Origin of the sequence: Capnocytophaga sp. FDAARGOS_737 (assembly GCF_009730375.1) — a bacterium.
GTDB classification, from domain to species: Bacteria; Bacteroidota; Bacteroidia; order Flavobacteriales; family Flavobacteriaceae; genus Capnocytophaga; species Capnocytophaga leadbetteri.
Genome location: NZ_CP046316.1, coordinates 1,555,493 through 1,572,819, shown reverse-complemented (window position 1 = coordinate 1,572,819; position 17,327 = coordinate 1,555,493). Strand labels below are relative to the sequence as shown.

General features: G+C 40.5%; 22 protein-coding genes. 8 read left to right on the top strand and 14 right to left on the bottom strand.

Annotated elements, in window-relative coordinates:
- Nucleotides 1-15 precede the first annotated feature (15 nt).
- From FOC45_RS07100 to FOC45_RS07040, 13 genes are all read right to left on the bottom strand, one after another.
- On the bottom strand, nucleotides 16-174 hold the full coding sequence (locus FOC45_RS07100) for a hypothetical protein (RefSeq protein ID WP_155846635.1): 159 nt from the start codon (nucleotides 172-174) through the stop codon (nucleotides 16-18).
- A 5-nt stretch (nucleotides 175-179) separates the two neighbouring features.
- Nucleotides 180-1,022: a hypothetical protein gene (locus FOC45_RS07095; RefSeq protein ID WP_155846634.1), complete on the bottom strand. Its 843-nt coding sequence runs from the start codon at nucleotides 1,020-1,022 to the stop codon at nucleotides 180-182.
- A 20-nt stretch (nucleotides 1,023-1,042) separates the two neighbouring features.
- Complete coding sequence (locus FOC45_RS07090; RefSeq protein ID WP_155846633.1) at nucleotides 1,043-2,827, bottom strand: hypothetical protein; 1,785 nt, start codon at nucleotides 2,825-2,827, stop codon at nucleotides 1,043-1,045.
- A 122-nt stretch (nucleotides 2,828-2,949) separates the two neighbouring features.
- Nucleotides 2,950-3,198, bottom strand: a complete 249-nt coding sequence (locus FOC45_RS07085) for a hypothetical protein (RefSeq protein ID WP_009390743.1) — start codon at nucleotides 3,196-3,198, stop codon at nucleotides 2,950-2,952.
- A 14-nt stretch (nucleotides 3,199-3,212) separates the two neighbouring features.
- Nucleotides 3,213-3,764 (bottom strand): hypothetical protein, encoded by a 552-nt coding sequence (locus tag FOC45_RS07080; RefSeq protein WP_155846632.1) that lies wholly within the window; start codon nucleotides 3,762-3,764, stop codon nucleotides 3,213-3,215.
- A 12-nt stretch (nucleotides 3,765-3,776) separates the two neighbouring features.
- Entirely contained in the window at nucleotides 3,777-4,307 is a 531-nt protein-coding gene (locus tag FOC45_RS07075) for a MazG-like family protein (protein WP_009390740.1), read from the bottom strand.
- Between the two features lies 1 nt (nucleotide 4,308).
- Nucleotides 4,309-4,548 (bottom strand): hypothetical protein, encoded by a 240-nt coding sequence (locus FOC45_RS07070; RefSeq protein WP_009390739.1) that lies wholly within the window; start codon nucleotides 4,546-4,548, stop codon nucleotides 4,309-4,311.
- A complete protein-coding gene (locus FOC45_RS07065; RefSeq protein ID WP_009390738.1) occupies nucleotides 4,545-4,841 on the bottom strand; it encodes an ASCH domain-containing protein in 297 nt (98 codons plus the stop codon). Before FOC45_RS07065 ends, FOC45_RS07070 begins: the two co-directional genes overlap by 4 nt.
- Complete coding sequence (locus FOC45_RS07060; RefSeq protein WP_009390737.1) at nucleotides 4,838-5,737, bottom strand: DNA cytosine methyltransferase; 900 nt, start codon at nucleotides 5,735-5,737, stop codon at nucleotides 4,838-4,840. Before FOC45_RS07060 ends, FOC45_RS07065 begins: the two co-directional genes overlap by 4 nt.
- Before the next feature lie 5 nt (nucleotides 5,738-5,742).
- Nucleotides 5,743-5,979 carry a hypothetical protein gene (locus FOC45_RS07055; RefSeq protein WP_009390730.1) on the bottom strand — a complete coding sequence of 79 codons (237 nt, stop codon included), beginning with the start codon at nucleotides 5,977-5,979 and terminating at the stop codon, nucleotides 5,743-5,745.
- A gap of 2 nt (nucleotides 5,980-5,981) precedes the next feature.
- Nucleotides 5,982-8,825, bottom strand: a complete 2,844-nt coding sequence (locus FOC45_RS07050) for a primase-helicase family protein (RefSeq protein WP_009390729.1) — start codon at nucleotides 8,823-8,825, stop codon at nucleotides 5,982-5,984.
- 107 nt (nucleotides 8,826-8,932) lie between these two features.
- The gene (locus FOC45_RS07045; protein WP_009390727.1) at nucleotides 8,933-9,193 is read right to left on the bottom strand and encodes a hypothetical protein; all 261 of its coding nucleotides are present in this window, start codon (nucleotides 9,191-9,193) and stop codon (nucleotides 8,933-8,935) included.
- Nucleotides 9,194-9,262: 69 nt separating this feature from the next.
- Entirely contained in the window at nucleotides 9,263-9,490 is a 228-nt protein-coding gene (locus FOC45_RS07040; protein ID WP_095912999.1) for a hypothetical protein, read from the bottom strand.
- Nucleotides 9,491-9,530: 40 nt separating this feature from the next.
- On the opposite strand from FOC45_RS07040, the gene FOC45_RS07035 reads away from it, so the two are divergent.
- Nucleotides 9,531-9,938 carry a hypothetical protein gene (locus FOC45_RS07035; RefSeq protein WP_009390724.1) on the top strand — a complete coding sequence of 136 codons (408 nt, stop codon included), beginning with the start codon at nucleotides 9,531-9,533 and terminating at the stop codon, nucleotides 9,936-9,938.
- 31 nt (nucleotides 9,939-9,969) lie between these two features.
- Here FOC45_RS07035 and FOC45_RS07030 read toward each other — a convergent pair whose 3' ends face one another.
- Nucleotides 9,970-10,905: a hypothetical protein gene (locus FOC45_RS07030; RefSeq protein ID WP_009390720.1), complete on the bottom strand. Its 936-nt coding sequence runs from the start codon at nucleotides 10,903-10,905 to the stop codon at nucleotides 9,970-9,972.
- Between the two features lie 245 nt (nucleotides 10,906-11,150).
- On the opposite strand from FOC45_RS07030, the gene FOC45_RS07025 reads away from it, so the two are divergent.
- From FOC45_RS07025 to FOC45_RS06995, 7 genes are all read left to right on the top strand, one after another.
- Nucleotides 11,151-11,486, top strand: a complete 336-nt coding sequence (locus tag FOC45_RS07025) for a helix-turn-helix domain-containing protein (protein WP_009390717.1) — start codon at nucleotides 11,151-11,153, stop codon at nucleotides 11,484-11,486.
- Nucleotides 11,487-11,488: 2 nt separating this feature from the next.
- Complete coding sequence (locus FOC45_RS07020; protein ID WP_009390716.1) at nucleotides 11,489-11,965, top strand: hypothetical protein; 477 nt, start codon at nucleotides 11,489-11,491, stop codon at nucleotides 11,963-11,965.
- A gap of 69 nt (nucleotides 11,966-12,034) precedes the next feature.
- Nucleotides 12,035-12,319: a hypothetical protein gene (locus FOC45_RS07015; protein WP_009390715.1), complete on the top strand. Its 285-nt coding sequence runs from the start codon at nucleotides 12,035-12,037 to the stop codon at nucleotides 12,317-12,319.
- 414 nt (nucleotides 12,320-12,733) lie between these two features.
- A complete protein-coding gene (murB, locus tag FOC45_RS07010) occupies nucleotides 12,734-13,717 on the top strand; it encodes a UDP-N-acetylmuramate dehydrogenase (RefSeq protein WP_009390713.1) in 984 nt (327 codons plus the stop codon).
- A gap of 59 nt (nucleotides 13,718-13,776) precedes the next feature.
- Nucleotides 13,777-14,736 carry a glycosyltransferase family 2 protein gene (locus tag FOC45_RS07005; protein ID WP_009390712.1) on the top strand — a complete coding sequence of 320 codons (960 nt, stop codon included), beginning with the start codon at nucleotides 13,777-13,779 and terminating at the stop codon, nucleotides 14,734-14,736.
- A gap of 10 nt (nucleotides 14,737-14,746) precedes the next feature.
- Nucleotides 14,747-16,225, top strand: a complete 1,479-nt coding sequence (cysS, locus tag FOC45_RS07000) for a cysteine--tRNA ligase (RefSeq protein WP_034540840.1) — start codon at nucleotides 14,747-14,749, stop codon at nucleotides 16,223-16,225.
- Nucleotides 16,226-16,307: 82 nt separating this feature from the next.
- Nucleotides 16,308-17,282 (top strand): deoxyhypusine synthase family protein, encoded by a 975-nt coding sequence (locus FOC45_RS06995; protein WP_009390708.1) that lies wholly within the window; start codon nucleotides 16,308-16,310, stop codon nucleotides 17,280-17,282.
- Nucleotides 17,283-17,327 lie beyond the last annotated feature (45 nt).

Here is a 17,327-nt window from a genome sequence, read left to right as displayed (position 1 = left end):
ATTGTGATTTTTGATTTATTTCATTACTTTTATCATCATTGCTACTACGGCTACGCCAGCAAGTAGATAAAGAAATGTGTGGTCGGGCTTTTGCGGTTTGTTTAAAAACTCGTCAGTACGCCGCTTGCTGTCGGCGGTGCTCTGTACTATGTAATTGGTCATTGCTTCTTTCATAGATATTAGTTTTTAGAGGTTAGCACAAAAAAAGCAACGACCGCTATACCAGCACCTATAAGCAGGGTGTTGTTTTTGTTTTTCTTCTGCTCGCTTTCTTTTTGCAAGGTGCGTTGTATTTCCTCGCGTTTAAGTTGCTCGGCTTTGTCGGCGGCAGCTTTGGCTTCAGAGGCTTTTACCATTATTCGCGTTTGCCTCATCAGGTTGATGTCTTTTTTGAGCTGTATGGCTTGCTCCTGTAGGCTGTTGTACTTCTGGCGTTCATCTGCAAGGTCTTTGCTTAATAGAGCTACCTTATCGGGGGCAATACGGTCTTCTATCTGTTTTATCCTTACTTCTAATGCTTTCCGTTCTTCTGCTACAGATTTGGTTTTTTCTGACCATTCGAGTGCTTCATTGCGGTAATCATTACAAGTGAAGCTTACCCCTAAAAAAGGGCGGCTAAGAGCATCAAGCGCATCGAGGTTGAAGGCGGTGAGCCCATAACGCCCTTCGGCTACTTCGGGGTTGTCTTCCCACACTTTGCGCTGGGCTTCAAGGTCGGCTACTTCGTTGCTTAAGGCACTTACTTTGCGGCGGTAGGCTTCGGTGTTTTTTTCCATAGCATTGACCATTTGCATATTTTCACCATTTTCCTTTGTAGCAATGGTTGCTTTGAGGTTTTCGATAGCTTTTAGGGTATCGTAATAGGCGGTTTTACTGCGGTCGCGGTCTGAACGCTCATCGCCGCAATTGCCTACAAGGTCGCCTACTATAGTACCCCCAAAAATATTCTTTAGTCCCCACCCTAAAGCAGGAATAGGGGCACAATGTTGGGCTGTACGGGGTTTGTCAAAAGGGTTTTCCATATAATTGTTAATTATTGTTGTTACTTTATTAGGTATAAGGCTGCTACGACAAAGGTGCCTAATAGCAGCAGTTTTTTTTGTTCTTCTTGGGCTAATTTTTTCTTTTTATTAGCGTTGTCTTGGGCTATTTTGCCTACGTTCTTCAGGTGGGTAAGGCTGTCGGCACGGTTTACACTGGCAATACGCTTGAGTTCGGCAGCTTGGGCTGCAATAGCACGGGCAAAAGTCTCTTTTTGCTTAGCGGCTTCGGCTTGCAACTCGCGACGGTATTCGGTATCGTATTTTTGGTAAATGGTGTGCTCTTGGTCTTGCAATCGCTGTTCGCGGATAAGCTGTATAATGGTGCTGATGCTAAAGTCTCGGCGTATGGCAGCTATTTGTGCTTCAAAAGGCTGCATTTCGCTACGGTAAGCATTGGCTTTGTCGGTGCCATAAAGGCTTGCTATATGAGCAGCTTGTTCGTTTAGCCACGCAGCAAAGGGGCTTGGGTGATTGAGCGGGTACACACCTTTTGGTGCATCACTATCGAGGGTGAGCACTCTATAAGGGGCGGTTACTTTGGTGCCCGTAATTGGTACTATCATATACCATATTCGGCTTGTGGAACTGCCTTTGACTTCTTTTTCGTTGAGCCTATAGCCGTGCATCTTCAGCAATATGCGTATGTTATTGTATAGCTGATTGACGGTGGTTTTGATATGATTGAAAAAGAATTGATATGCCAAAAGGGCATTTTTGGAGCATTCGTTTTCGTGTGAGCGGTTTATTTCGGCGTGGTATTGGGCATAAGCTAAATCGACTTCGCGCAATACGAGGTTGAGCACGGGGATAGCGGCTGGGTAACTGCCTTGTTCGAGGTGTTTTTGTAGGTATTGTATCCGCTGGCTAAACTGTGGGTAAAATTCGTCTTTTAGGTGCTGATTGATATAATCGGCTTTGTAAAAGGCAGCTCCGCACGGGTTGGAGAGGGTGAGGAAAGCAAGCGATACAATAGCGGTTACTGCCTCGATAGCTGCCCCAACGATGAGAGCAGGCGGGAAAAATATGCCTGTTATCTCGGCTGATGAGGCTAATATGGTACCTACAAGGTTGGTTACTTGAGTGCGTTGGGCTACGATTTGTTCGTGTGTGAGCTGGGCTATCTGTGTTGAAGCGGTATAGCTGGCGTTCATCACATCGGTAAGGGTTGGTTGGGCTGGGGCACTAAGGGCTTTGCCAACGGACTGATTTGCCGATGAGCTCATTAGCACATCATCTTTTTTTAAATACGGTAGTTCTTTTTCCGTATTGATAGTGCCGTCAATTACGTAATAACCGCTATTGAGGTTGGCGGTTTTTTGGTTTTTAGGTATCACCAAATATACGTGGGTGTAGCCGTCGGGGTGGGACGGTTGTACAATACGCCTCATATAGTGCTTTATGCCCAGATTGAGTAGCACGGTGCTGCCAAAAATGGTGTAACTCTTGCAGTCTATACCGCTATAGCGAGATGCCCAGCTGCAGGCGGGGGAGCGTAGCATCTGGGCATCGCCGTCTATAGCGTACTGGAAGTGCCAAAAAAGAAACTGATGCAAGGCACTACAGAGAGAATAGAGAGATTTGTATGAAGAAAAGAAACGTAATGTAAGTAACTTGGTGTGATGCTGATACTTGCGGGCTGTGGCTGCCATATTGGTTATGGCAAATGAAGTATCGCCGCGACCGAGTAGCTTAGAACTACAGTCGGACGCGGGCATATAAGGAGCGTATAAAGAGCCTGCCTGCAAAGGACGGTATAAAGAGTTGTTTATTTCGCTGGTTGTCATTCGTTGCTTTGCCGATTTGTCTATTTGCCGTTAGGTATTGGCAAATAGAATAATTGTCGGGGCAAATATACAGTGGGGCGCGGGGCTTTTGGTACGCTCTGGTACGTTTTGGTACGCTTCGGCTAATTAATGCCTCTTTTTTGTATTTCCTCTTTGATATAGGGAGAGAGTTCGTAGCCTTGTGGGGTGCCATAGCGAGCAACAAACGTGAGGAATTCTTTAAAGGTTAAACTTCTGCAAAAGCAGGAGCGATGGGGGCTGCATTCTTCTATTATATCGTTGATAAAATACCGAAAATCACGCTTGTTCATTTCGAGGGCGTAATATTCGTATAGTTGTTTTTTGGTGCGAATAGTAGGGAGGTGCTTCATAGTAATTATGGGGTTTAAAGATTGTTTTTTTTGAGTTCATTTTTATAGGTTTGTATGAGGGCTTTTACGCATTCTTTTTGGGCTTCTTCGTAAGTGTCTCTACGTCCACAGCATTTATCAAAATTATTGTTATCGTAAATAGAGTAGATATAGAAATTTTCTGGTGCAATGTAAGGGCGAATATAGCTGTATAAGCCACGAGCTCTAAACCACGCAAATACTTGTTCCCAATTGGGGCATAGAATGCATAACAAAGGGGCTTCCTCATAAGGTTCTAAGTCCTCAAAATAATATTCAGATGTATCCTCAAATACCTTATCTAAATCCATTTTGAATTTTATTTCATCGCTTTTGCGATATACAAATAGACATTTTTCATCAAAGCCTATTCGTTCTAACATAAAGGCTATATCAAAAGGGACAAGCCAATTAGGACAGTTGTTATTTTTCATTTTCTTATTGTTAGTATTATTTTTAAACAAATCATCAATATTCAAATTATCAATGTTACCTAAGTTAATTTGTTCTTTGATTATAGCGCCTGTATTATTTATAATTTGCATCATTTTCTTTTTTAATTAATCTTTTACAAATTTTCCGTTAATAATTCTTCCTGTTCTGTTTTTGATTTCGTTGTAGGCGATATTTAGGCACTCCTTAAGGGTGGTATTTTCTAAGAAAGCTATATCATCTAAATAACCAATTATAGTAATGATTTCATAAAAATACAAAAAGGGCGTTTCTCCTCCTATCCCTAACAATCTAAAATTAGCGTGCATTAGACGAGTTAAACTATCTTGAATGCTTAATGCTAACACCACTTTGCTATCTGCTCGCTTTCTTTCAAAATTCAAAACATCATTGATTTGCTCTAATACGTCTATTCTTTCCATATAGCAGTAGTTAATGAGGGTTACCATTACATCGCCTATGGCGTCCTGAATAGCAGGACGGTCATCGTCATAACACGCTTTGATAAGTTCGCCAACATCCTCGTGTGTTTTGAGGAGCTGGTTAAAACTTGTTATTTTCTTATAGATTTCTCTTTTTTTTGCCCATTCTTGGATAAGGGGCACAAGTTCTTGGATTGTTAAATTTTGTGTGTTCATTTTATTCGGCTTTTAAAATTTCTATTTTGTATTCAAGGTCTTCACTATCCTCTTCTTTGGCATAGTTTATCAACCATTGTTCTAAATTCGGATATTTTAATGGGCTCGATAGACAAATTATTTCTCTTCTATCGTATGCTTGCTCCATTTGTTCTGCAATTTTTTCTGGTATTTCTACCTCTGAAAGGTCTACAGAGTATGTAACCTTTATTGATAATTCTTTAAATGTTTTTGTTTTCATTTGTTGATATTTTTTTTGTTAATAATTTTTCCTAAGTATAGCACGAAGTACTTCTTATTGGCTTCTGCGCCCCATTCGGGGTTTCCTGTGCCAAAGCGTATAGATTTTAATTCTATGGTGAGGCTTGGAGCATCACGAGCATAACCATTTCTAAAGACGACAGTGTCGTACTCTTTTCCGATAAACCGAAGGTTGTAATACGGCTTGATGTCGCGGTACTCTTCTGTTTTCTCACCTGAGAGTATCATATCAAACCACTGCTTTTTGATAGTGAGGTGTAGGGTGTTATTCATTGTTCTGTAAATTTTAATCGTTTTGCTATTAATTCTACAATATCTACGGTTACGGCGTTGCCAATGAGTTTGTAGCGATTTGTCTTTGAAATACGCCTTATTCTGCCGTTGTAGTTGCCGTATTGCGTATAATTGTCTGGAAAGCCTTGCAAGCGTTCGCATTCTATTTCAGTGAGGCGGCGCACGCCCCCTATTACCGTCATATCGGAATGTAAGCCGCCAGATTTGCCGCCTCCTGTTAGCGTATTGGCTTCTTTAGGAATGATATAGGTGTCTTCTGGTCTCATAGAACCGCTTGCTTTGAGTGTGGTACAAATCGGGGTTTGTGATTGTATTTGCGCTTTTTCTGTAGTAAAAAAATCATCTTCTCGGATAGGAAATACTCCTGTCTCACTTCTTCCTGCAAGATGTCCGACAAGGTATATCCGCTCTCTATTTTGGGGTAATACCCAGCTTGTATTAAGCAATTGCCATTCAAGTCTATAACCCCCAATGTTGGCAAACGCTTGGAGAATTGCCCAAAAGTCTGCGCGAGCATTTGAGGAGAATGCGCCTTTAACGTTCTCCCAGATAAATACACTTGGTCGGACGCAAGTAATGAGGGCAATTGCGTATTGGATAAGGCTACTTTTTGTGCCTGCGAGACCGGCACGCCGTCCAGCAACTGAGAAATCGACGCAAGGCGAACCGAAAGTGATAATGTCTGCTCCTGCAAGGTTTGCGGGCTGAATAGTGGTAATGTCTCCGATGTGTTTTGCATTTGGAAAATTGTATTTATAATTAGCTATTGCGTGTTTGTCTATCTCTGAAAAATAGTGTTCAGTAAAATTGTAGCCTGCTCGCTGAAAGCCGAGCGAAAAGCCTCCTATACCGCTGAATAGGTCTATTATCTTCATTGTTATTAGGTGTTAGTATTTAACTGATTACTTACTTTTTTATATAGCAGTAGGACTAGTTCTTCGAGTGCGGCGGTGACGCTCTTATGGGTGTATAGCTGCTGGCTCGGCTTTATTTGTCCGTTGTTATCTATGTAGATGCGCAGCTGGTCGAAGTTGCTGACCGCCGTTTTATATACACTGATGCCGTGCGCATTTAAATAGGTCATCGCCTTTGCAAATTCATTCGGGTTTTTCAGCATAATTAAAATGGTATATCGTCCTCGATGCCGGCAAGGTTGTTTGTCTTTGGGGCAGCTGGGGTGGTTTCTTCTGGTTTTTTGGTGTCGGTTTCTGTCTTTATGATGAAATAATCAACAGAGGTACGGCGGTTATCTAAAGTGTATTCGGTCTTTTTGATTATATCGGATAGCGTGTAGCCTTTTAGCTGGCAGTATTGTCCTAACTTGTTGCGGAAGCCTTGTGCCGTTAGTTTGAAATTACCACAAGAGGCTTTGTAGTCGTCTTGCATTTCGCGGCGGGCTACTTCGATATTGAGACGGTCGGGGGTGAAATACTCGTCTGCCCAGTCTAAAAAGTTGTCGCCTATTGAGGCTTTTAGATTGTTGTAATTTATTCTTTCCATAGGGGCAAAATAGGGGCTCATACGGTTTTGCATATAGAATTGGGTGCAACGTAGCATAAAGTTGTAAAATAAGTCCCATTGGCGAGCGTCCCAGTCGTCATAGAGGTTGTGCCCAAAATCATCGGAGGGCTGCCACTGTTTGCCCATTTCGGAGTGCGAATAGTGGTAATAAGATGAAAATGTGATGAAAAATAGCCTACGATAGTCGCTGTCTGCTCCGTTCTTAAGTCCGTGATTGAAAGTGCCAAAGAGTTTGGGGCTTTTGTCGGGCGGAATGAAAAAGCTGGGCCTGAATTTTGGGTTTACTCGTATACCGTCGGTGATGTAGTTATACAGCTTTTCAAAACGTTGTTCTGCCATATCGTCGAAGCATATTACATCGTGGTTTTCGTTGAGTTCGTCGAATATATGGGTGTTTTCGAATAGTTTGCTGTCTTTACCGGCGCAATTGAATACGCTGGTGGTGAGTTTGATTGCCTTTGAAAATATGCCTTTACCGGTTCCGCCGTTGCTCTGGCTTAGCATTCCTTTCATCTCATCATCAACAACATATACAAATCGCTCGAAATTGGGCATTTTGTAGCGGTGCAATAGGTAGCCTATAGCGTAGCACTTGGATAGAAAATGCTGCTCTTGGGTGATTTGCTCTTCTTCTGTAAGGTGTGGACTGTTGAGGGTGAAAAAGGTGCCCCAACGGTCTTTTTCGTAGGGGTATTCTTTTGCCCAGTATACGCGGCTTCCGTTGATAAGGAAATTTAGGTATTCGCATTTTTCGGTTTTGATATTTACGCGGTTGCGCCCTTGCTCATCAATATAGGGTTCAAAAAAGGTTTCTTTGATTAGGGTGATATTGGTGGGCAATACGGCGTTCTCGAAGATATAGTTATTTATATCATCGCGGTTTTGGGTGAAAATGCGGTCTGGGGTTACCTTTATAGCGGTATTCTGAAAGAAAAACAGCTGGTATTCTTTGTCGTGCTTGGTAAGGTCGAATTTTTTGTAGGTAGCATTTTTGAGTTCGGGAGCACTTAGGGCTTTGCAGGTGCGTAATAGGCGCAATACTTTTTGCGAGGTGCCTTTGCGTATATAGTAATCGACGCAAAACTCGCGTACGGCAGCGGTTTGCGGTACGGATAGCTTATAATCGTCTACTTTGACTAATGTGCCTTTGTTTTCGTTGTCGAGATTGACGGCTATATCTGACTGAAATACAAAAAAATGGTTTACTTGCAAGAAGTAATACAGATTTTCGTGGTTTATGGTGTATTTTTTGTCTTCTACAGTTACGAAATCGCAGCAAACGGGTACGTTTAATAGTTTTTTGAACTCGTTGGCAATACTTTGTTGTTCACTTTCTTTAAAATAATCTACGTAATCACGAAAATCTTTGCCTTTTTCGCCTAAATAGTACTTTGGTAGGAATACGGTGGGCAGCTGCCAATAGCGGCGGGAGTATTTATAGGCGAACTCTATGCCCGAAGTATCTACATCGGGCAGGTTGATAAGGTGCTGACTTATGGTTTTTAGGTATTGGTAATCGGTATGATTGATTATATCGCCTTCGGAATTGCCCCATACGGGGTAGAAATCGGGGGAAAGCGATGCGAGGGTAAGCCCGTCGGAGCCTCCGGAGCAAATGATAACATAGGGCAACAGGAGTTCATCGAGTTGCTCTTGTAGTTCCTTTTTCATTTCGGGAAAATCGGTTAGGGTTATTTGCTCTCTTAGGTCTATTATTCTTTGGTAGCGGTCGGGGGTGATGATGCTTTTTATATATTGCAGTCCGTGCACATATACGGCTGGTTTTTTGCCTAAATAGCCGTGTTTGAAGTTTTCGGTTTTGGTGTGTCCATTTTCATCGGTTATTTTGCGTTTTTTCTCGGCTGGGTAGTAGGTTTTTGCCCATACGTTTAGGTCATCAGAATAGGCAAACATTGGGTATTGTGGGGTGGCTTCGATGGTCATTAGTTTGCCTGTGGTAGAGGTGATGCGTTCTACTTTTTGGAGTTCGTGAACGTTATAGCGTGCGCATATTTCGGGGGTGATAAAACGATTTATAAGCTTGGCATTTTCTATTTTTTCTTTAGGGTATATGCGAAAATAGCCGTCGGGGTGGTCGCCACGGGGTGCAAATGTTTTGTTTGGGGTGAGATTAAGGGTGTTTTCGCCTATATTAAATTCAGCGAATAGTGTTTTTAGGGTGTTTAGGAAATCGGTATCGCCAGTAAGGTGCTGGTATATCTGTATAGGGGAATGGGTATCGCCGCCAAAGTCTTTTACTACCCAGCATTTGCCCTGTGGGGGTAGATATAGATAGGCTGAAGGGGTTTTTTCGTCGCGGTAACGAAAGGGTTTGCGTGTGCGCTCGCAGCCTACGCTGTCGGGTAGGTAGCGGTGGAGTATGTCAAGCCCTCTGTCGGTATGCTCATAGAGTTTTTCGGCGGTGTATTTATAATCGTTCATAGTCTGTTAGATGTTAGCAGTTAGGTTAGGTGAGAGATAAAAGAAGCCGTGCACGTGGTGCACTTATGCACGGCTTATCTAACAACTAACTAACGTTATTTTACTATTTATGGGTGGGCAAATGCTTCTACTGGTTTTGAGGTGTTTTCTGGTACAAGGGCATAGGAGAGTTGCCCCGCGCTTATCTCTGGACGAATTGAGAGGTAGCCCCCAGCAGCTCGGTTGTAAAGATTAGCAAGGGCGTTTTCGCTGTAATAATTTAGGTCGATGATAAGCATATTATCCTCAATGGTTATCATATTGGTTCTAATATCATCGATGTTTAGGACGGCATTTAGGTGCGTTTCTACTTGTTCTATCTGGTTCATTGTTTTTATGGTTTTATTTGTGATTATTGATAGGGTACGTGTTCGCTTCGTGTTCGGTACGTGTTCGCTTTAGCTTCGGTGTACCTCGACAAGGTCTTCTACAGGCAGGCTAAATACTTCTGAAAGGGCTATGAGGAATGAATAATGGGTTAGTTTTTCGCTTCCGTAGCGCATCCACTTCTTTAGGGTGCTGGTGTTTTCGGAGGTTTTAATATGCAGGTGCGCGATAGCGGTGTCGTCTATCTGTGCTATTATCTCTGGTTTTAGGTTTACTTGTATGGTGTGGGCTTGTATCATATTTATTTATTATCTTTGTGTTTTAATTCATTTATAACATATGCAAAACGAACAAGAAAAGCAGGACAACTGCAAAGAGGAAAGCAATGGCAGCAATTTCCTCGAGAATATTGCTAAAACAGAAGCGGGGCAGGCTCTGTTGCTTAGTATTGCTAATTTCATCAACAAAAAGGGAGACGCCCCTACTGTTGATAACGCTCCCACTGTTGAGCGTAGGCTCTCCTTTGAGGAGCGGCGTATGCAATTGTGGTATTTCAATAGGCGGGTTCACTTTCTCACTCACACGGGGCTGATTGCTATCCTTTTTATTGTACTTAGTATTTTGGTATTTACAAAGTGCGTTAGCGAGACTATCTATGCAACTCTTATAAGTAGTCTTATCGGTTATATTTTTGGACAAATAAAGAGCCGCGAGAAGACAAACACTGATGCCCAAAATGGTCAGTAGGGAAGGTTCTTTTTTCATTGTTTTTTCGGTTTTATTTATTAGCAGCGTTGCTAATGTGTTGCATTTTTTCTATGAAATTAGTGGACTGGTAATAGGGAGCAAGTGCTTTAATCAGCGATATAGGTTGCTGGTCTAAATAAGGGTAACGTATATCCCATTGGGCTATTTTTTTGTATAAAAAACTATCACTAAACTTAAGTGATACAGTAAGATATATAGAGCCGTCAGCGGTGATATTGGGGGTTATGCCACTGTCTGTATTAGCGTGCAGCCATTGTAGTACATCGAATGCGGTAATGGGGGCTTTGCCGCTGCGTACATCGGGGTTGTAGCTGTGGGCACGAATGTCTATGGTTAGGGACGTTTCGATAGTATCCTTTTGGGGTGTTTCTGGAGGGGTTTGTGTTTGGGTTAAAACGAAAACAGTTATATTCCGTCTTTCGGCTTTGATTGTTTCTGTTTCAAAGCTAACATTATACCCTTGTTGTTGGGCTACTTCTTCAAGAAGCGTTTTAAAACATTGTATGGTTAACCCACTATAGCCTATGGCTTTTTTGAGGCCATTGTACAGTTCAAAAAAGTTAGTTTTTTCTTTTTTAAACTCACTAAAATGTGCTTCGAGCCATTTTGTTATGGCGATGCGTTTTTCGATTTCTGTTTTTCTCTCTGTGTACATAGCGTTTCTTTTTGGGGTTTGTATTTGGGTTAAAACGAAAACAGTTATATTTCGTCTTTCGGCTTTGATTGTTTCTGTTTCAAAGCTAACATTATACCCTTGCTGTTGGGCTACTTCTTCAAAAAGCGTTTTAAGGTATTGTGTGCTTACCTTATAGTTTATGGCTTTGAAGAGAGCATTGCGCATCTCTAAAAAGTTGTTTTTTTTGTTTTCAAACTGACTAAGATGTGCTTCGAGCCATTCTGTTATGGCGATGCGTTTTTGGTTTTCTGTTTTTCTTTCTGTGTACATAACGTTCTTTTTTTTGGGTTTCTGTTTTAAATCTCGGAAATAGTTCGTATATTTGTCGCTTAAATAAGGTGCGTATTTTGAACTCTCTTTTGGCAGCCTTTTTAGGAATACTACTTTGGGTTACTATTTCGGGGGCAAATATATAAATAATATTTCAATATGCAATAAAAAATATATCATTTTGTAATAATTTATTTCGGATAGAATATATGTTATTGATTATTAATTGTTTAATTTTACGCCTTATGATAACACAAGAACAAATATTAAAGAATATTCTAAAAATCCGTACAGATAAAGGGTTTACACAACAAAATGTAGCGGAACATTTAGGCATAGAACAGGGTAGTTATAGCCTTATTGAGAAAGGTAGGAGAGAATTATCTATAGAACGTTTATTGCAAATTGCTATTTTTCTGGGGGTAGATGTAAAAGATATTATTACTTATCCTAATAGAGAATATAACAATAGCGATGATGAGGTAAAAGCGGTATTGCAGATTGAACTTAAAAAGGACAAAAAGGAGCAAGTAATGAAGCTTATTTTTGGGGATAATAACTTGGAAATATTGAATAAGTAGTTATGTTTTATAATTTATTTTTAGGAATTATTTCAGGTATTGTCACAGCATTTTTATTATGGTTTTTCAAATCATTATGGGGTGAAAAATTAATTCCTTTTTTAAAGAAGATTAGTTATAGTGGATATATAGTAGCAGGAACTTGGTATGAAGATGATGGTATAGATAAATCTACTATTTATTTAAAACAAGTTGGACAAGAAATAAAAGGAACAATAATTATAACCAAACCTCTTCTTGGGGAAACAAAGAATTTTTTTTGCAAAGGAATTATAAGGGGCAGTGTTATATCTATTATGACATTCAATAGTGATAGAACACAAATAGGAGCACAAAGCTATATTTTATTTGTGAAAACAGATGGAAAAGTATTAAACGGGAGTAAAATATATTATAATATTTTTCCTTCAGATTATGAAGATGAAATTCAGCATATAAAAATAGCTTGGTGGAGAGAAAATAAGAAAACCAACGATTGACACAAGAAAGCTCAGGGCTGAAAGATAAAATAATACAGCTGATGGAGGAGAAAATAAAGAAATAAAACAATGAAAGAAGAATTTGCAGCTAATAATAAAATTAGAAACCATCGGCAGCTAACCGATAGGGAACTTATGGAGCAAATATATGAATTGCTCGCAGGGGTAAACGCAAAATTGGATAAACTCGGAATGCTGAAATACAAAGAACTTGGCGTTGATGTGTCGATATTTACTCTGCCATTTAGTGATGATACATTAGATGATAAGCAAAGTAAAACTGAGAGCTTAGAACAAACCTTAGATGATACCCAAAAGTATTTTGATGAGATTTTCAAGCCTATTGAAGACTAATTTGCAGCTTGCACATAAATAATTTATGTGCAGAAATGAATTTATGTGCAGTTTGTGTGCAAAAATCACCCTGTAAATCAGTAACTTACCCTACTGCACATAAATCATATAAATATTATTACTATTAATATACGTAAAAAAATAAAATAATTATTATTATATATAGTACCCTTGTGGTCTGGGACTATTTTGGGACTTATATGTAATATTTATATACCTTTCATAAAAAAGAAAGGCTTGATAATTAGATAGTTACGGCTTTTAGTATTCTGGAAGACCCTCCCGTCTTCGCTACAAGAAAGGCGTAATTAGTTTGATAATGAACTAATTACGCTTATTTTATTAAAATAGCCGGGTCTGATTTGGGGCAAAATTAGAAACTCCTTACAGCATTCACATTTAATCTTTTTTATTATGTTGATACCTAATACATTCAACGTTGAGGCAGAAGCCGATGTCTTGCTCGATATTCATTCTGAACAGGCTCTTATCGAGGCGCTGCATATGTATCCTAATCCGTTTGTTTTGGGCGGAGGCAGTAATATGCTTATTACTCAAAAAATCTCTCAGCCTGTGCTGCATATCCTACTCAAAGGGATAGAAGTGCAAGAGGAAACAGATGATTATGTGTTGATTAAGGCGGCTGCGGGCGAAAATTGGCATCAGTTTGTCCAATATACCTTAAGCAAAGGTTATGGCGGACTTGAAAACCTCTCTCTTATCTATGGCAATGTCGGTACTACTCCCGTGCAGAACATAGGGGCGTATGGGGTCGAGATTAAAGATGTAATGACCAGCTGCGAGGCGATAGATGTGCGCACCCTACAAAAACGCGTCTTTAGCAATGCTGATTGTTGTTTTGGCTATCGCGAGTCTATTTTCAAAGGTGAGGAGAAAGGTCATTATATCATCACGGCGGTTACTTTCAAACTTACTAAGCGCAACCATTTGCTACACACACAATACGGAGCTATAGAGGAAGTGCTACGCGAGCGACACATAACCACTCCTACCCCTCAGCAACTTTCAGAAGTAGTGATAGCTATCAGGCAGCGTAAATTGCCTAATCCGGCAGAGTTAGGCAACTGTGGAAGTTTCTTCAAAAATCCCATATTGCCAAAGGAGAAGTATATAGAACTACAGCAGCTGTATCCGCAAATACCCTCATATAAAGTAGACGACTTTAATGTAAAAGTGCCTGCCGGTTGGCTTATTGATACTTGTGGACTGAAAGGTCATCGAGTAGGCGATGCGGGCGTACATACCCAGCAAGCATTAGTATTAGTCAATTACGGAAAGGCTACAGGTAAAGAAATATTAGCCGTAGCGCATTATGTGAAAGACCAAGTATTTGAAAAATTTGGTGTTGCGTTAGAATTTGAGGTAAATATCTTCTGAAGATAATAAAAAAATTACTATCTTTGCCCTTTATTAACAGCTAAACGGAATATCGCCCTATGCAAATATCAATAGTAATACCACTTCTCAATGAAGAAGAGTCATTGGCAGAGCTTTATCAATGGCTTACTAAGGTGCTGACGCTCAATAGATTTTCGTATGAAATTATCTTTGTTGATGATGGTAGTACCGATGGTTCTTGGCGAGTGATTATGCAGTTGGCTGAAAAAGATGCACAGGTACGAGGTATTCGCTTTTTGCGCAATTATGGCAAATCACAAGCCCTACACGCAGGTTTTAAGGCTGCAGAAGGCGAGGTGGTCATTACAATGGACGCTGACCTACAAGATAGCCCTGATGAAATTCCTGCCTTGTACGAGATGATAACTAAGGATAATTATGACTTGGTGTCAGGTTGGAAGAAGAAGCGCTACGATTCGGTGCTTGCAAAGAATCTTCCTTCAAAGTTATTTAATTGGGCAGCGCGAAAAACTTCTGGACTTACCCTACACGACTTCAATTGCGGACTGAAAGCCTACAAGAAAGAGGTGATAAAAAATGTAGAGGTATCGGGCGAAATGCACCGCTATATACCGGTATTGGCAAAGAATGCGGGCTTCAATCGTATTACAGAGAAAGTGGTGCAGCATCAAGCGCGCAAATACGGAGTTACAAAGTTTGGTATGAGCCGATTTATCAATGGTTTTTTAGATCTTATTACCATTAGCTTTTTGTCGCATTTTGGCAAGCGACCTATGCACTTTTTTGGGGCATTAGGGGTGCTGATGTTTTTTATAGGGTTTCTATTTTCAGCTTATTTGGGTATTGATAAACTGTTTATCAACCCTAACGGAAGGCTCATAGCCGACCGCCCTCAGTTTTATTTGGCGCTAACCACAATGCTTATCGGCACTCAGTTTTTTATTGCAGGTTTTTTGGGTGAGATTATTCTGAAGACCAAGAATAATGAAGAGCGCTATAAGATTAGCGAATTAGTAAATGGAAAAAATAGCAAATAATATAATAGCAATGAAACATCAATTAAAAATATTTAATTCCTTAACAGGAGAAAAAGAGGTCTTTGTACCTTTGCACGAAAATAATGTGGGTATGTACGTGTGCGGCCCTACCGTGTATAGTAATGTACACTTGGGTAATGTGCGTACCTTTATGTCGTTTGACTTTATTTATCGTGCCCTTAAGTTTTTAGGTTACAAGGTACGTTATGTGCGCAACATTACCGATGCAGGTCACCTAACTGATGATGGCGATGTAAATAACGACCGCTTCGTGAAGCAATCGCGCTTAGAGAAGCTCGAACCTATGGAGATAGTACAGAAGTATACGGTTGATTTTCATAAAGTATTAGAAATTTTCAACCTCTTGCCACCTACTATCGAGCCTACCGCTACAGGGCATATTTTAGAGCAGATACAGCTTACCGAAAAGCTGCTGAAAGACGGTTTTGCCTACGAAAGCAATGGGTCTGTCTACTTTGATGTGTTAGAATACAATAAGCGTGGCTTAAATTATGGCGAGCTTTCACGCAGAAATATAGAAGAACTTTTTGCTAATACCCGCGATTTAGACGGTCAAGGAGAGAAGCGCAATCCACAAGATTTTGCACTGTGGAAAAAAGCGTCTCCCGCTCATATAATGCGTTGGGCTTCTCCTTGGGGCGATGGCTTCCCTGGTTGGCACCTCGAATGTACCGTGATGAGCACCAAATATCTCGGTAATCAGTTCGATATACACGGAGGCGGAATGGACTTGAAGTTCCCACACCACGAATGCGAGATAGCACAAGGTAAGGCAGGGCACGGTGAAAGTCCCGTACGTTATTGGATGCACGCTAATATGCTGACAATGAATGGGCAACGTATGAGTAAATCGACAGGTAACTATATACTTCCGATGCAGCTCATTACGGGCAATAACACTTTCTTCGAGAAACCTTTTGCCCCAGCAGTGATACGTTTTTGCTTTATGCAGGCACATTATCGCAGTGTGCTTGATATCTCTAACGAGGCGATGCTTGCTGCCGAAAAAGGCTTTACCAGACTTATGGAAGCGATGAAAATACTAAATGAGCTGACTACTGAAGTTACACATCCTACCGCCCTACCTATAGCAGAGTGGAAACAAAAATGCTATGAGGCTCTTTTAGATGACTTCAATTCGCCTATTCTTATTGCACATCTCTTCGAAGCTGTCAAATGGGTATTCCAATTGAAAAACGGAGAAGAAAAAATATCTGTAGAGGAGCTTAATGAGTTGAAAACGCTGATGAATGCTTTTGTTTTTGATGTTTTAGGTTTGCAGGCAGAACAATTGGCAGCAGATAATAACGACAAATTAGATGGGGTACTACAGTTGCTTATCGATATGCGAATGGAAGCCCGTGCTAATAAAGATTGGGCACTATCTGATAAAATACGCGATGCGCTTTTGCCTCTCGGCATACAGCTAAAAGACGGTAAAGATGGTACAAGTTATATTATCAATTAAAATGATTTTTTTGTAGTAATAAGATTGCTAATTGCTGATTATTTACTACTTTTGCAATATCAAATTTAGATTTTAAAAAGAAATGAGTAAAGGACCTATTTCTCAGTTTATTGAGAAAAACTTTTTACACTTCAATGCAGCAGCTCTTGTTGATGCTGCTAAGGGGTATGAAACTCACCTAACAGAGGGAGGAAAAATGCTTGTAGCCCTTGCGGGTGCTATGAGTACAGCCGAATTAGGCATTTCGCTTGCCGAGATGATTCGCGCAGGGAAAGTAGATATTATTTCTTGTACAGGGGCTAACCTCGAGGAAGATGTGATGAACCTTGTAGCGCATTCGCACTACAAACGTGTGCCTCACTACCGCGACCTTACGCCTCAACAAGAATGGGAGTTGTTAGAAGGGCATTACAATCGTGTAACCGACACTTGTATACCTGAAGAAGAGGCTTTCAGACGTTTGCAAAAACACTTAGAAGATGTATGGCATGCTGCCGAAAGCAAGGGCGAACGCTACTTCCCACACGAATACCTATATCAAGTAGTGAAATCAGGGGTGTTAGAGCAATATTATGAAATAGACCCTAAAAACTCTTGGATATTGGCAGCTGCCGAAAGAAATCTGCCTATCATATGTCCAGGTTGGGAAGACTCTACTACCGGTAATATCTTTGCTGCCAACGTAATAAAAGGCAATCTAAAAGCCTCAACAGTAAAGACTGGTATCGAGTATATGATTTACCTAACAGAGTGGTATAGAGCTAATTCAGGCGGTAAAGGTGTAGGTTTCTTTCAGATAGGGGGCGGTATAGCCGGCGATTTCCCTATTTGTGTAGTACCTATGATGTATCAAGATTTGGAATGGGAAGATGTTCCTTTCTGGTCATATTTCTGCCAGATTTCAGACTCAACTACTAGTTATGGTTCTTATTCAGGGGCAGTGCCTAATGAGAAGATAACTTGGGGTAAATTGGCGGTAGATACACCTAAGTATATAGTAGAATCAGATGCTACCATAGTAGCACCACTTATTTTTGCCTATCTATTAGGAAAATAGTTCTTGCATAAAAGTAGAAAAAGCTGCTAAAACAATGATTTTTAG